Annotated in this window: 11 protein-coding genes and 1 tRNA gene; all 12 read right to left on the bottom strand. The window is 61.7% G+C overall.

Features of this window, described 5'->3' with window-relative positions:
- Positions 1 to 55: 55 nt before the first annotated feature.
- The gene (rpsG, locus tag AB3K92_RS23735) at positions 56 to 526 is read right to left on the bottom strand and encodes a 30S ribosomal protein S7 (protein ID WP_006477195.1); all 471 of its coding nucleotides are present in this window, start codon (positions 524 to 526) and stop codon (positions 56 to 58) included.
- Between the two features lie 172 nt (positions 527 to 698).
- Complete coding sequence (rpsL, locus tag AB3K92_RS23730) at positions 699 to 1,079, bottom strand: 30S ribosomal protein S12 (protein ID WP_006400662.1); 381 nt, start codon at positions 1,077 to 1,079, stop codon at positions 699 to 701.
- 227 nt (positions 1,080 to 1,306) lie between these two features.
- Complete coding sequence (recQ, locus tag AB3K92_RS23725) at positions 1,307 to 3,154, bottom strand: DNA helicase RecQ (RefSeq protein WP_369465935.1); 1,848 nt, start codon at positions 3,152 to 3,154, stop codon at positions 1,307 to 1,309.
- Positions 3,155 to 3,471: 317 nt separating this feature from the next.
- Positions 3,472 to 7,719: a DNA-directed RNA polymerase subunit beta' gene (rpoC, locus tag AB3K92_RS23720; RefSeq protein ID WP_021161759.1), complete on the bottom strand. Its 4,248-nt coding sequence runs from the start codon at positions 7,717 to 7,719 to the stop codon at positions 3,472 to 3,474.
- 21 nt (positions 7,720 to 7,740) lie between these two features.
- Complete coding sequence (rpoB, locus tag AB3K92_RS23715; RefSeq protein WP_027788581.1) at positions 7,741 to 11,847, bottom strand: DNA-directed RNA polymerase subunit beta; 4,107 nt, start codon at positions 11,845 to 11,847, stop codon at positions 7,741 to 7,743.
- Between the two features lie 377 nt (positions 11,848 to 12,224).
- Entirely contained in the window at positions 12,225 to 12,599 is a 375-nt protein-coding gene (gene rplL / locus AB3K92_RS23710; RefSeq protein WP_021161757.1) for a 50S ribosomal protein L7/L12, read from the bottom strand.
- A 63-nt stretch (positions 12,600 to 12,662) separates the two neighbouring features.
- Positions 12,663 to 13,160: a 50S ribosomal protein L10 gene (rplJ, locus tag AB3K92_RS23705; protein WP_021161756.1), complete on the bottom strand. Its 498-nt coding sequence runs from the start codon at positions 13,158 to 13,160 to the stop codon at positions 12,663 to 12,665.
- Between the two features lie 309 nt (positions 13,161 to 13,469).
- Positions 13,470 to 14,168, bottom strand: a complete 699-nt coding sequence (rplA, locus tag AB3K92_RS23700) for a 50S ribosomal protein L1 (RefSeq protein ID WP_006482906.1) — start codon at positions 14,166 to 14,168, stop codon at positions 13,470 to 13,472.
- Positions 14,169 to 14,600 (bottom strand): 50S ribosomal protein L11, encoded by a 432-nt coding sequence (gene rplK / locus AB3K92_RS23695; protein ID WP_006477201.1) that lies wholly within the window; start codon positions 14,598 to 14,600, stop codon positions 14,169 to 14,171.
- Positions 14,601 to 14,741: 141 nt separating this feature from the next.
- Positions 14,742 to 15,299 carry a transcription termination/antitermination protein NusG gene (gene nusG / locus AB3K92_RS23690; RefSeq protein WP_006400672.1) on the bottom strand — a complete coding sequence of 186 codons (558 nt, stop codon included), beginning with the start codon at positions 15,297 to 15,299 and terminating at the stop codon, positions 14,742 to 14,744.
- A gap of 1 nt (position 15,300) precedes the next feature.
- Positions 15,301 to 15,681 carry a preprotein translocase subunit SecE gene (gene secE / locus AB3K92_RS23685; RefSeq protein WP_006482892.1) on the bottom strand — a complete coding sequence of 127 codons (381 nt, stop codon included), beginning with the start codon at positions 15,679 to 15,681 and terminating at the stop codon, positions 15,301 to 15,303.
- Positions 15,682 to 15,724: 43 nt separating this feature from the next.
- Positions 15,725 to 15,800: transfer RNA gene (locus AB3K92_RS23680), tRNA-Trp, on the bottom strand.
- Positions 15,801 to 15,858: the final 58 nt, after the last annotated feature.

The following is a 15,858-nucleotide window of genomic DNA, read 5'->3' as shown; positions in this document are numbered from 1 at the left end:
GCCTGAAAAGCGCACCCGCCCGGAATTTATTTCCGCAAACAGCCCAGCCAGGCGCTTAGAAACGGAAATGCGAGAACGCGCGGTTGGCTTCTGCCATGCGGTGAACTTCATCGCGCTTCTTCATCGCGCCGCCACGGCCTTCGGCCGCTTCGGAGAGTTCACCTGCCAGGCGCAGAGCCATCGACTTCTCGCTGCGCTTCTTCGCAGCCTCACGCAGCCAGCGCATCGCCAATGCCATACGACGCGACGGGCGCACTTCGACCGGAACTTGATAGTTGGCACCACCAACGCGACGGCTCTTCACTTCGACCACCGGCTTGACGTTGTTGAGCGCAACCGTGAACACTTCCAGCGGGTCCTTGCCACCCTTGGTCTGGATCTGTTCGAATGCGCCATAAACGATGCGCTCTGCGACCGACTTCTTGCCGGACAGCATCAGCATGTTCATGAACTTGGCTACATCAACGTTACCGAACTTCGGATCCGGCAACACTTCCCGCTTGGGGACTTCGCGACGACGCGGCATGATTCTTCCTTTACTTGTTCAGTTGGAGCTGATTCCAGCTCCGCGGCCACCAACAAACCCGATCACATCTTCACGACTAACCAGCTTGGCCGGGTGACCACTTACTCGACAGCACCGGCAATCCGGCACTCCCGCCTTGACCGCCCTGCGGCGATCCCTGATCAAAAACTGCTTACTTGGCAGCCTTTGCACGCTTCGCGCCGTACTTCGAGCGCGCTTGCTTACGGTCCTTGACGCCCTGGGTATCCAGCGAGCCGCGAACCATGTGGTAACGCACACCCGGCAAGTCCTTCACACGGCCGCCGCGGATCAGCACAACCGAGTGTTCCTGCAGGTTGTGGCCTTCACCGCCGATGTACGAAATCACTTCGAAGCCGTTCGTCAGACGAACCTTGGCGACCTTACGGAGTGCCGAGTTCGGCTTCTTCGGCGTCGTCGTGTACACACGGGTGCACACGCCGCGACGCTGGGGGCAGTCCTGCAGGGCCGGGCTCTTGCTCTTCGTCGTTTCCGACTGACGGCCTTTGCGAACCAGTTGGTTGATGGTTGGCATTGTTTATTCCTGAAATTGAACAAAATCTGCACATCGATTTCGGGCAAAGCGAGAATCGGCGCACAGTTGACTTCCGAACCGGCGAAACGGGTGCGAGCTTTCGAACGCAACTCGGCCCACCGAATACCGGAACCCAGCATCATATTCCGGAAATGCCAACTAAGTCAACGGCTTGCGTGATTCGTCGGCCGGACGCGTGGTTTACCGGAAGGGTCGGAACGCCTGTGTCAGGCAGACTCGACGACGTCGATGATCTCGTCGCCGAAGCGCTCCAGCTTGCGCACCCCCATGCCGGGGATATGGCGCAGGTCGTCGATCGTCTCCGGCGCGTTGCGTGCGATCTCGGCGAGCGTCGCGTCGTGGAAGATCACATAGGCCGGCACGCCGTCCGTCTTCGCCGTTTCCGCGCGCCACGCGCGCAGCGCATCCCACCTTGCGCGCTCGCGCGTGCCCATGCCGGCAGTCGGGTCGACGCGCGTGCCGCTGCGGCCCGACGACTGGCGCGTGCGCTGCGGCTTCACGTAGCGGCGCAGCGTGACCTTCTCCTCGTTCTTCAACACCGGCTTCGCGGCCTCGGTCAGCACGAGTGCACCGAAGCCGCCGTGATCGACGGCCAGGTAGCCGTACGCGACGAGCTGCCGAAATATCGCGCGCCACTCGGGCTCCGACAGCGACGCGCCGATCCCGAACGTCGTCAGCTGGTCGTGGCCCCGCTGCAACACCTTCTCGGTGCGCCCGCCGCGCAGGACCTCGATCAGGTGGCTCGAGCCGAAATTGAAGCCGCTCGCGCGCTGCGCGCGGAACACGCACGACAGCGCCATCTGCGCCTCACGCGTCGCGTCCCATGACGCGGGCGGCTCGAGACACGTATCGCAGTTGCCGCACGGCTTGCTCTCCTCGCCGAAGTAGTTCAGCAGCCGCACGCGGCGGCACGAGATCGTCTCGCACAGCCCGAGCAGCGCGTCGAGCTTCGACGTCTGGACACGCTTGTGCGCGTCGTCCGCATCCGATTCGTCGATCATCTTGCGCTGCTGGACGACGTCGCCGAGCCCATAAGCCATCCACGCATTCGCGGGCATCCCGTCGCGGCCGGCGCGGCCCGTTTCCTGGTAGTAGCCTTCGACGCTCTTCGGCAGATCCAGGTGCGCGACGAAGCGCACGTCCGGCTTGTCGATGCCCATGCCGAACGCGATCGTCGCACACATCACGATGCCTTCCTCGCGCTGGAACATTTCCTGGTGCTTCTGCCGCACCTCGAACTCCATCCCCGCGTGATACGGCAGCGCACGCACGCCTTGCGCCTTCAGCCATTCGGCCGTTTCCTCGACCTTGCGACGCGACAGGCAATAGACGACACCCGCATCCGTCGTGCCGTCGGCATTCGTGTGTTCGGCGCGGATGAAATCGAGCAGCTGCGATCGCGCGTTATCCTTTTCGACGATCCGGTAGCGGATGTTCGGACGGTCGAAGCTCGACACGAACACGCGCGCGTCGTCGAGCGCGAGACGGTGGATGATCTCGTCGCGCGTGATCGCATCGGCCGTCGCGGTCAATGCGATGCGCGGCACCGACGGAAATCGCTCGTGCAGCACCGACAGCTGGATGTATTCCGGGCGGAAATCGTGCCCCCATTGCGACACGCAGTGCGCTTCGTCGATCGCGAACAGGCCGATCTTCGCGCGCTCGAGCAGGTCGAGGAAGCGCCCCGTCATCAGCCGTTCGGGCGCGACATACAGCAGGTCGATTTCGCCTTCACGCAGCGCCCGCTCGGTCGCCGCGGCCTCGGCGCCCGACAGTGTCGAATTCAGGTACGCCGCGCGCACGCCCACTTCGCTCAGTGCGGCGACCTGGTCCTGCATCAGCGCGATCAGCGGCGACACGACAATACCGGCACCCTGTCCGGCCTCGCGACGCAGGAGCGCCGGAATCTGATAGCACAGCGACTTGCCGCCGCCGGTCGGCATCAGCACGAGACAATCGCCGCCGCCGGCGACGTGTTCGACGATTTCGCCCTGCTGGCCGCGAAAAGCGGGATAACCAAATACTTCGTCGAGGATTTCGAGGGCGCGGGACATGGAAGAGGACGGGGACGGCTGGACGATGACCGCAATTTTAACAACCCGCTCGCGGGACGCGGGGCGAATCGTGCGGTTTTGGCCATTCGGCCAGGGTTCGTTCGCGTGCATGACGAGCCTGCCACGACCGCGCCGCAAGTGATCGCGACGGCTTCGGCGGCGCTGGCAGCCAGGCCGCACGTCCGTCGCGAGCAAGGGAGGCCGGCACGGCACAGGCGCGTCATGCACGCGAACGACAGATGAAAAAAAACCGCCCGGCAAAACCGGGCGGTCTCGGTGACAGCGTGGTGAGGCAAGGCGGCTCGCGCCGCCCGCGCTTACTCGGCTGCCGGGTGCTGTTGCGGCTCTTCCGCAGCAGGCGTGCTCGGCGTGCCGAAATCGAACGCCTCTTCCGCTGCGATCTGGTCGAAACGCTCGCGATCCGACGATTCCTTCGCCTTGCGTGCCTTGTGGAACGCGAGACCCGTACCGGCCGGAATCAGGCGGCCGACGATCACGTTTTCCTTCAGGCCGCGCAGATCGTCGCGCTTGCCCATGATCGCCGCTTCGGTCAGCACGCGGGTCGTTTCCTGGAACGACGCCGCGGAGATGAACGAGTCGGTCGACAGCGATGCCTTCGTGATACCGAGCAGCACGTTGTCGTACGAAGCCGGACGCTTGTCCTCGGCGATCATGCGATCGTTCTCGTCCAGCATGTCGGAACGCTCGACCTGTTCGCCCGGGATGAAGCGCGTATCGCCGTTGTCGGTGATCTGCACACGACGCAGCATCTGGCGAACGATCACCTCGATGTGCTTGTCGTTGATCTTCACGCCCTGCAGACGATACACGTCCTGCACTTCGTCGACGATGTAGCGCGACAGCGCCTCGATACCCTGCAGACGCAGGATGTCGTGCGGATCGGCCGGACCGTCCACGATCATTTCGCCCTTGTTGACGACCTGTGCATCGTGAACCAGAACCTGCTTTTCCTTCGCGATCAGGAACTCGTGCTGGTTGCCCTCGAGATCCGTGATGACGAGACGCTGCTTGCCCTTCGTGTCCTTACCGAACGACGTCGTACCGGTGACTTCCGCGAGAATGCCGGCATCCTTCGGCGAACGCGCTTCGAACAGTTCCGCCACCCGCGGCAGACCGCCGGTAATGTCACGCGTCTTCTGCGCTTCCGTCGGGATACGTGCGAGCACTTCACCGACCTGCACCTGCTGACCATCCTTCACGGTGATCAGTGCGCCGACCTGGAAGCCGATCTGCACCGCGTGCTCCGTGCCCGGAATCTTCACTTCGTCGCCGTTCGCGTCGAGCAGCTTGACCTGCGGACGCACGCTCTTCGAAGCCTGCGAACCACGACGCTTCACGTCGATCACGACCAGCGTCGACAGGCCGGTCACGTCGTCGATCTGCTTCGCGACGGTCACGCCTTCCTCGACGTTCTCGAACTTCACCGTACCACCGTACTCGGTGATGATCGGACGCGTCAGCGGATCCCACGTGGCGAGCTGCGTGCCTGCCTTGATCGTCGCGCCGTCGAGCTGCAGCAGCGTCGCGCCGTACGGCACTTTGTGACGCTCGCGCTCGCGACCGAAATCGTCGGTGATCATCGCTTCGCCCGAACGGGAAATGACGATCTGCTCGCCCTTCGCGTTCGTGACGTAACGCATCGTCGCCGTGAAGCGGACGATACCGTTGCTCTTCGCTTCGACCGACGAAGCCACTGCCGCACGCGATGCCGCACCACCGATGTGGAACGTACGCATCGTCAGCTGCGTGCCCGGTTCACCGATCGACTGTGCCGCGATCACGCCGACTGCTTCGCCGACGTTCACGAGCGAGCCGCGGCCGAGGTCACGGCCGTAGCACGACGCACACAGACCGTAGCGCGTTTCGCAGGTCAGCGGCGTGCGCACGCGCACTTCGTCGATGCCGAGGCGTTCGATTTCCTCGACCGCCGTTTCGTCGAGCAGCGTGCCCGATTCGTACACCGTTTCCTGCGTTTCCGGGTTCACGACGTCCGCAACCGCAACGCGGCCGAGGATACGGTCGCGCAGCGCCTCGACGACTTCACCGCCTTCGACGAGTGCCTTCATCGCCACGCCGTTCGACGTGCCGCAATCGTCTTCCACGACGACCAGATCCTGCGTGACGTCGACGAGACGACGCGTCAGGTAACCCGAGTTCGCGGTCTTCAGTGCCGTATCAGCCAGACCCTTACGTGCACCGTGGGTCGAGATGAAGTACTGCAACACGTTCAGACCTTCGCGGAAGTTCGCGGTAATCGGCGTCTCGATAATCGAGCCGTCCGGCTTCGCCATCAGGCCACGCATACCGGCCAGCTGACGAATCTGCACCGCCGAACCCCGGGCGCCCGAGTCGGCCATCATGTAGATCGAGTTGAACGACTCCTGGCGCGTCTCGTTGCCGTCGCGGTCCGTCACCGGCTCCGTCGACAGCTGCTCCATCATCGCCTTGCCGACCGCTTCCGACGTTGCCGACCAGATGTCGACCACGTTGTTGTAGCGTTCCTGCGCGGTGACGAGACCCGACATGTACTGGCGGTCGTACTCCTTCACCTTCTTCGCGGCGTCGCCGACGATCGTTTCCTTCTGCGGCGGCACGAGCATGTCGTCCACGCAGATCGAAATGCCGGCACGCGTCGCGAGACGGAAACCCGACTGCATCAGCTGGTCGGCAAACACCACCGTCGCGCGCAGACCGCACTTGCGGAACGCCGTGTTGATCAGGCGCGAGATTTCCTTCTTCTTCAGCGGCTTGTTCAGCACCGAGAACGGCAGGCCGTGCGGCAGGATCTCCGACAGGATCGCGCGGCCGACGGTCGTCGCATACAGCGAGATCTTCGGCACGAACGGCGGCGCGCCTTCCGACGTGTCTTCGTTGTGGACCATTTCGGTGATCCGCACGTTGACGCGCGAGGCCAGCTCGACTTCCTTGTTCTCGTACGCGCGGATCACTTCCGACACGCCCGTGAACGACAGGCCTTCGCCCTTGCCGTTGACCGCTTCGCGGGTCGCGTAGTACAGACCCAGCACGATATCCTGCGACGGCACGATCGACGGATCGCCGTTGGCCGGGAACAGCACGTTGTTCGACGCCAGCATCAGCGTACGCGCTTCCATCTGCGCTTCGAGCGACAGCGGCACGTGAACGGCCATCTGGTCACCGTCGAAGTCGGCGTTGAACGCCGCGCAGACGAGCGGGTGCAGCTGAATTGCCTTGCCTTCGATCAGCACCGGCTCGAACGCCTGGATACCGAGACGGTGCAGCGTCGGCGCACGGTTCAGCATCACCGGGTGCTCGCGGATCACCTCTTCGAGGATGTCCCACACCACCGGCGTCTGGTTCTCGACTTCCTTCTTCGCAGCCTTGATGGTCGTAGCGACGCCCATCACTTCCAGCTTGTTGAAGATGAACGGCTTGAACAGCTCGAGCGCCATCAGCTTCGGCAGACCGCACTGGTGCAGCTTCAGCGTCGGGCCGACCACGATGACCGAACGGCCCGAGTAGTCGACGCGCTTGCCCAGCAGGTTCTGACGGAAACGACCGCCCTTGCCCTTGATCATGTCGGCGAGCGACTTCAGCGGACGCTTGTTCGCGCCCGTCATCGCCTTGCCGCGACGACCGTTGTCGAGCAGCGAGTCGACGGCTTCCTGCAGCATCCGCTTTTCGTTGCGGACGATGATTTCAGGTGCCTTCAGCTCGAGCAGACGCTTCAACCGGTTGTTACGGTTGATCACGCGGCGGTACAGGTCGTTCAGGTCCGACGTCGCGAAACGGCCGCCGTCCAGCGGCACGAGCGGACGCAGTTCCGGCGGCAGCACCGGCAGCACTTCGAGGATCATCCACTCGGGCTTGATGCCCGAGCGCTGGAATGCCTCGAGGACCTTCAGGCGCTTCGCGTACTTCTTGATCTTCGCTTCCGAGCCGGTGTTCTTCAGCTCGGTGCGCAGCGTCTCGACCTGCTCGTCGATGTTGATCGCGCGCAGCAGTTCACGCACGCCTTCCGCGCCCATTTCGGCACGGAATTCGTCGCCGTATTCCTCGACCTTGTTGTAGTAATCCTCTTCGGTCATGATCTGCCGCGCCTTCAGCGGCGTCATGCCCGGTTCGATCACCACGTATGCTTCGAAGTACAGCACGCGTTCGATGTCGCGCAGCGTCATGTCGAGCACCATGCCCAGACGCGACGGCAGCGACTTCAGGAACCAGATGTGCGCGACCGGCGAGGCCAGCTCGATGTGGCCCATCCGTTCGCGACGCACCTTCGCCAGCGTCACTTCGACGCCGCACTTCTCGCAGATCACGCCGCGGTGCTTCAGGCGCTTGTACTTGCCGCACAGGCACTCGTAGTCCTTGATCGGCCCGAAGATCTTCGCGCAGAAGAGACCATCGCGTTCCGGCTTGAACGTACGGTAGTTGATGGTCTCCGGCTTCTTCACTTCACCGAACGACCACGAACGGATCTTGTCGGGCGAGGCCAGACCGATCTTGATCGCGTCGAAAACTTCTTCCTGTTGGACTTGCTTGAATAGATCGAGCAGAGCTTTCATTGCTTTCTCTCCGTAGTCCGATTAATTGCGGTCGAGATCGATGTCGATACCGAGCGAGCGGATTTCCTTCACGAGCACGTTGAAGGATTCCGGCATGCCTGCATCGATCACGTGGTCGCCCTTGACGAGGTTTTCGTACACCTTCGTCCGGCCGGTCACGTCATCCGACTTCACCGTCAGCATTTCCTGCAGCACGTAGGACGCGCCGTACGCTTCGAGTGCCCACACTTCCATTTCACCGAAACGCTGGCCACCGAACTGCGCCTTACCACCCAGCGGCTGCTGCGTGACGAGCGAGTACGGGCCGGTCGAACGCGCGTGCATCTTGTCGTCGACCAAGTGGTGCAGCTTCAGGTAGTGCATGTAACCCAGCGTCACGCGACGCTCGAACATTTCACCCGTGCGGCCGTCGTACAGACGAACCTGGTTCTTCGACGGGTTCATGCCGAGCTGTTCGGCGATGTCGTCCGGGAACGCGAGGTCGAGCATCTTGCCCATTTCTTCCTCGGTCGCACCGTCGAACACCGGCGTCGCGAACGGCACGCCTTCGCGCAGGTTCTTCGCGAGTTCGAGGATCTCGTCGTCGGTGAAGCTTTCCAGGTCTTCCTGGCGGCCCGACTCGTTGTAGATCTTCGTCAGGAACACGCGCAGTTCCTCGATCTTCGCCTGACGCTGCAGCATTTCGCCGATACGCCAGCCGAGGCCCTTCGCGGCCCAGCCGAGGTGCACTTCCAGAACCTGACCCACGTTCATCCGCGACGGAACGCCCAACGGGTTCAGCACGACGTCTGCCGGACGGCCGTCGGCCATGTACGGCATGTCTTCGATCGGGACGATCTTCGACACGACACCCTTGTTACCGTGACGGCCTGCCATCTTGTCGCCAGGCTGCAGACGGCGCTTCACCGCGAGGTACACCTTGACCATCTTCAGCACGCCCGGCGGCAGTTCGTCGCCTTGCGTGAGCTTCTTGCGCTTCTCTTCGAACGCGAGGTCGAACTGGTGACGCTTCTCTTCGATCGAGTTCTTGATCGCTTCGAGCGATGCCGCTGCTTCGTCGTCCGCGAGGCGGATGTCGAACCAGTGGTAGTGGTCGAGGTCTTCCAGGTAAGCCTGGTCGATCTTCGTGCCCTTCGCGAGCTTCTTCGGACCGCCGTTCGCGACCTTGCCCACGAGCATGCGCGCGAGACGCTGGAACGCGTCGCCTTCCACGATGCGCAGCTGGTCGTTCAGGTCGAGACGGTAGCGCTTCAGTTCGTCGTCGATGATCTGTTGCGCACGCTTGTCGCGCTGGATGCCTTCACGCGTGAACACCTGGACGTCGATCACGGTACCGCTCATGCCCGACGGCACGCGCAGCGACGTGTCCTTCACGTCCGAAGCCTTCTCGCCGAAGATCGCGCGCAGCAGCTTCTCTTCCGGCGTCAGCTGGGTCTCGCCCTTCGGCGTGACCTTGCCGACCAGCACGTCGCCTGCTTCGACTTCAGCACCGATGTACACGATGCCCGATTCGTCGAGACGGCCGAGCTGGACTTCCGCCAGGTTCGAGATGTCGCGCGTGATTTCTTCCGGCCCGAGCTTCGTGTCGCGTGCAACGACGTTCAGCTCTTCGATGTGGATCGACGTGTAGCGATCGTCCGCAACCACCTTCTCCGAGATCAGGATCGAGTCTTCGAAGTTGTAGCCGTTCCACGGCATGAACGCGATCAGCATGTTCTGGCCGAGCGCGAGCTCGCCCAGGTCCGTCGAGGCGCCGTCGGCCAGCACGTCGCCGCGCGAGACCTTGTCGCCCATCTTCACGATCGGACGCTGGTTGATGTTCGTGTTCTGGTTCGAACGCGTGTACTTGATCAGGTTGTAGATGTCGACACCGACTTCACCTGCGACCGCTTCGTCGTCGTTCACACGAATCACGATACGGCCTGCGTCGACGTAGTCGACCACACCGCCGCGGAACGCCTGAACCGTCGTACCCGAGTCGACCGCGCAGGTGCGCTCGATGCCCGTACCGACGACCGGCTTTTCCGGACGCAGACACGGCACGGCCTGACGCTGCATGTTCGAACCCATCAGTGCACGGTTCGCATCGTCGTGCTCGAGGAACGGAATCAGCGAGGCTGCCACCGACACGATCTGCGACGGCGCGACGTCCATGTACTGGATACGGTCCGGCGTGACCATCATCGTTTCGCCGGCTTCACGCGACGACACGAGTTCGTCGATCAGCGTGCCGTTCTCGTCGATCGCGGCGTTCGCCTGAGCGATCATGTAGCGGCCTTCCTCGATCGCCGACAGGTAGTCGATCTGGTCGGTCACCTTGCTGTCCACGACCTTGCGGTACGGCGTCTCGAGGAAGCCGTACTCGTTCAGGTGCGCGTACAGTGCGAGCGAGTTGATCAGGCCGATGTTCGGACCTTCCGGCGTTTCGATCGGGCACACGCGGCCATAGTGGGTCGGGTGCACGTCGCGGACTTCGAAGCCTGCGCGTTCGCGCGTCAGACCGCCCGGGCCCAGTGCGGAAACACGGCGCTTGTGCGTGATTTCCGACAGCGGGTTGGTCTGGTCCATGAACTGCGACAGCTGCGACGAACCGAAGAACTCGCGGATCGCCGACGAAATCGGCTTCGAGTTGATCAGGTCGTGCGGCATCAGGTTTTCGCTTTCGGCCTGGCCGAGGCGTTCCTTGACCGCGCGCTCGACACGAACGAGACCGGCGCGGAACTGGTTTTCCGCCAGTTCGCCGACGCAACGCACGCGACGGTTGCCGAGGTGGTCGATGTCGTCCACTTCGCCCTTGCCGTTGCGCAGTTCGACGAGGATCTTGATCGTCGCGAGGATGTCGTCGTCCTGCAGCGTCATCGGGCCGGTGATCTCGTCACGGCTGACGCGGCGGTTGAACTTCATGCGGCCGACCTTCGACAGGTCGTACGCTTCTTCGCTGTAGAACAGACGGTTGAACAGGGCCTCGACCGCTTCTTCGGTCGGCGGCTCGCCCGGACGCATCATGCGGTAGATCGCGATGCGCGCGGCCGTCTTGTCGGTCGTCTCGTCGACACGCAGCGTCGACGAGATGTACGGGCCTTGGTCCAGGTCGTTCGTGTAGAGCGTCTGGATGTCCTTGATGCCCGCTTCGCGCAGCTTCTCGAGCACGCTTTCCGTGACTTCGTCGTTCGCGCTCGCGATCACTTCGCCGGTGTCGCCGTCGACGACGTTCTTCGCCAGCACGCGGCCGAGCAGATAGTCTTCCGGCACCGAGATGAACTTGGTCTTCGCGGCTTCGAGATCGCGAATGTGCTTCGCGTTGATCCGCTTGTCCTTCTGGACGATGACCTTGCCATCACGATCCGTGATGTCGAAACGCGCGACTTCACCACGCAGGCGCTCGGGCACGAACTCGAGTTGTGCGCCTTCGTCCATCAGCGTGAAGTTGTCGAACACGAAGAAGTTCGCGAGGATCTGTTCCGGCGTCAGGCCGATAGCCTTCAGCAGGATCGTGACCGGCATCTTGCGGCGACGGTCGACGCGGAAGTACAGGATGTCCTTCGGATCGAATTCGAAGTCGAGCCACGAGCCGCGGTACGGAATGATCCGTGCCGAGAACAGCAGCTTGCCCGAGCTGTGCGTCTTGCCCTTGTCGTGTTCGAAGAACACGCCCGGCGAACGGTGCAGCTGCGAGACGATGACACGCTCGGTGCCGTTGATGACGAACGAGCCCGTCGGCGTCATGAGCGGAATTTCGCCCATGTACACTTCCTGCTCTTTCACTTCCTTGACGACCGGCTTGTTCGGCGATTCCTTGTCGAGGATGACAAGGCGGACCTTCGCGCGCAGCGCGGAGCAGTACGTCAGGCCGCGCTGCTGGCATTCCTTGATGTTGAATGCCGGCGCGGACAACGCATAGCTCACGAACTCGAGGCGCGCAAAGCCGTTGTGCGAAACAATGGGAAATACCGATGTGAACGCGGCCTGCAAACCTTCAGGCTTGCGTTGCGTGGCCGGCACATCGGCTTGCAGAAACGTGCTGAATGATTCAAGCTGGGTAGCCAGCAAGAAAGGAACTTGGTGAACGATGGGGCGCTTCGCGAAACTCTTGCGAATGCGCTTCTTCTCGGTGAAGGAATATTGCATACGATCTCCGAATCACGGCGGGTGCTATCGAGGCGGAATACCTGGACGTTTCAAACCCGAGTGTTCACCGACTGAGACCCGATGGCCGTCCGACGGCTTGAACGAGCCGAGAAGCTTGGTGGTTGGCCGCTACCAACCGCTGGCTGACGGCAGCGGATGCCTGTGTTGCCCGCTACCCGACCAAACTTGCCTTCTGCAGTCGCTTCAGAAGACAAAGAGAACCGCCATTCGTGACCAATCACAACGATCAGGCGGTTTTCTTTGGCTTCTGGGGTCGATTATTCGGGCTCCCGAATGAGTGCCAGAATAACGTCCCCACAAAGCACAAAAAGGCCGGCGGTGAAAATACCGCCAGCCTTCGCACAGCGCGCCGAAACTTACTTGACTTCGACCTTCGCGCCTGCTTCTTCCAGCTTCTTCTTGGCTTCTTCAGCAGCAGCCTTGTCGACGCCTTCCTTGACAGCCTTCGGTGCGCCGTCAACGACGTCCTTCGCTTCCTTCAGGCCCAGGCCCGTCAGTTCGCGAACTGCCTTGATGACTGCAACCTTGTTGCTGCCTGCTTCAGCCAGAACGACCGTGAATTCGGTCTTCTCTTCTGCAGCAGCAGCAGCGCCGCCGCCTGCCGGGCCAGCGACTGCCACTGCAGCTGCCGACACGCCAAACTTCTCTTCGAACGCCTTGACCAGTTCGTTCAGTTCCAGAACGGTCATCCCTTCGACTGCTGCCAGGATGTCTTCTTTTGCGATTGCCATTTGAAATACTCCTAAATTGAATTCGGATACAGCCAGCGATCAATGACGCTGATGCACGTTCGATTACGCAGCTTCCGCTTGCTTCTTCTCTGCCAGCGCGGCCAGGGCACGCGCGAAGCCCGAAACAGGCGATTGCATAACGAACAGCAGCTTCGAGAGCAGTTCTTCGCGGCTCGGGATGCTTGCCAGCGCTTGCACGCCAGCCTTGTCCATCACCTTGCCATCGAACGAACCAGCCTTGATGACCAACTTGTCATTGCTCTTGCTGAAGTCGTTGACGACCTTAGCAGCAGCAATTGCATCTTCCGAGATGCCGTAGATCAACGGGCCAGTCATCTGCTCTGCCAGCGGAGCAAACGGCGTACCTTCAACGGCGCGGCGCGCCAGCGTGTTCTTCAACACGCGCAGGTAAACCTGTTGCTCGCGCGCTTTCGCGCGCAGCTTGGTCAGATCGCCAACCGCAATTCCACGATACTCAGCCAGCACAACGGTCTGGGCCTTCGCGACTTGCGCGGAAACCTCAGCGACGACGGCTTGCTTGTCTTCTCTATTAAGCGGCACGGTTAGCCTCCAGAAACGATACGTTCGGCGTGGCCGGCATGGCCGAAACCTCACGTACCTCGTTCAACAACGGCGTCCGACCTCGTTAGGAGTATTTCCACCTCATGCCGCGAATCGCTTCACGGCCTGGGGCTTCACCACTGCAAAACTTTTTCGGGTTCGCCATCTGCGTTGGCTTGAATTAAGGGATCACCTGACTGCTGCGCCCCACCAACGGTCTTTGATAACCGGTTGCCCGCCTTGCCTGCACGAACAACCGCCCAAAGCCCATGTAGGCCGCTTCGCGAACGAAGCGGCCCGAATACTTGCTTACTGTGCTGCCAGCGTAGCCTGGTCGACACGCACGCCGACGCCCATCGTGCTCGACAGTGCGATCTTGCGCAGGTAGACGCCCTTGCTCGTTGCCGGCTTTGCCTTCTGCAGCGCTTCGATCAGCGCCGACAGGTTCGAACGCAGTGCGGTCGGCTCGAACGATGCGCGGCCGATGGTCGCGTGGATGATACCGGCCTTGTCGACACGGAATTGCACCTGACCAGCCTTCGCGTTCTTGACGGCGGTTGCGACGTCCGGCGTGACCGTACCGACCTTCGGGTTCGGCATCAGGCCGCGCGGGCCGAGGATCTGACCCAGCGTACCGACGATACGCATCGTGTCCGGCGAAGCGATCACGATGTCGAAGTCCATCTGGCCAGCCTTGATCTGCTCGGCCAGGTCTTCCATACCGACGATTTCCGCGCCTGCTGCACGAGCTTGCTCAGCCTTCTCGCCTTGCGCGAACACGGCAACGCGAACCGACTTGCCCGTACCTGCCGGCAGAACGACCGAACCACGAACGACCTGGTCCGACTTCTTCGCATCGATGCCGAGCTGGACTGCGACGTCGATCGACTCGTCGAACTTCGCGCTCGCGCATTCCTTCACGAGGCTCAGTGCGTCTTCGATCGCGTACAGCTTCTGACGATCGACCTTGGCGGCAAATGCCTGACGGCGCTTGGAGATCTTAGCCATTTACACGCCCTCCACAGTGATGCCCATCGAGCGTGCGCTACCAGCGATGGTGCGAACGGCTGCGTCCAGATCAGCTGCCGTAAGGTCCGGCATCTTGGTCTTCGCGATTTCTTCGGCTTGAGCGCGCGTGATCGAACCGACCTTGTCGGTGTGCGGCTTGCTCGAGCCCTTGTCCACCTTCGCCGCCTTCTTGATCAGGACGGTCGCCGGCGGCGTCTTCATCACGAACGTGAAGCTCTTGTCCGCGAATGCCGTGATGACCACCGGCACCGGCAGACCCGGCTCCATGCCTTGAGTCTGCGCGTTGAACGCCTTGCAGAACTCCATGATGTTCAGGCCGCGCTGGCCCAGTGCCGGACCGACCGGCGGCGACGGGTTGGCTTTACCTGCAGGGATCTGCAGCTTGATAAAGCCGATAATCTTCTTTGCCATTTGTGAACCTCATTGGAACGCCGGAAGGGCGTTCGGTGAGTGATAACGCGCTTTCGCCTCTGGCTACTGACGCTCCTCAACGGCCATGACGCGGGCCGTAAGCGCGAAGGTGGGCAGCCGAGGCTGCCCACCGAATCGGGATCAAACTTTTTCGACCTGGCCGAACTCGAGTTCGACCGGGGTGGATCGGCCAAAGATGGTGACCGACACACGCACGCGCGATTTTTCGTAGTTGACTTCTTCGACGGTGCCGTTGAAGTCCGTGAACGGGCCTTCCTTCACACGCACCATCTCGCCGACTTCGAACAGGGTCTTCGGGCGCGGCTTCTCGACGCCTTCCTGCATCTGCGACATGATCTTCTCGACTTCCTTCGGGGAAATCGGGGTCGGGCGGTTACGTGCACCGCCGACGAAACCGGTAACCTTCGCGGTGTTCTTCACGAGGTGCCACGTTTCGTCCGTCATTTCCATCTCCACCAGCACGTAGCCGGGGAAGAATCGACGCTCGGTTACTGCCTTGTGGCCGCCTTTGACTTCGACCACTTCTTCGGTCGGAACCAGGATCTGACCGAATTTGTCCTGCATGCCAGCACGTTCGATGCGCTCCTGAAGCGCACGTTGCACGCTCTTCTCCATACCGGAGTAGGCGTGCACGACGTACCAACGTTTTCCGCTCGGGGATGCCGGAGTATCGCTCATATCATTTCCAACCCAGAATCGCCGAGAAAATCACCCATTCGATCGATTTGTCACTCAACCAGAGGAAAATCGCCATCACGAGCACGAAACCGAACACGACGAGTGTGGTTTGCGTTGCTTCTTTGCGGGTGGGCCAAACGACCTTCCGGACTTCCTTGTACGAATCCTTGGCAAAGGCGATGAGGCTCTTGCCAGGGGCGGACATCAGCCCGACGGCCACGCCGGCGATGATCCCTACCGCCAACGCGGCACCGCGGACATACCACTGCTGATTGGCCAGCCAGAAGAAGCCCACGAATCCGGCCAAGACCAGCAATACGCCCAGGGCCAGCATCAGCTTATCGCCGGAGGTATTTACAGTTTCGACGGATGGATTCGCCATAACACCTTAAAACAAATGCCACGTAGGACACGTGGCTATTTTTTGGCAGGGGCAGAGGGAATCGAACCCCCAACCTTCGGTTTTGGAGACCGACGCTCTGCCAGTTGAGCTATACCCCTAAACCATACTGGGGCCGGCTGTTGCCAGCCCCAAAACTGTCGATCAACGAATAACTGG

Source organism: Burkholderia sp. Bmkn7 (genome assembly GCF_041103175.1).
Lineage (GTDB): Bacteria > Pseudomonadota > Gammaproteobacteria > Burkholderiales > Burkholderiaceae > Burkholderia > Burkholderia cepacia.
The sequence above is the reverse complement of the archived record's forward strand: the minus strand, read 5'-3'. Positions and strand labels throughout refer to the sequence as shown.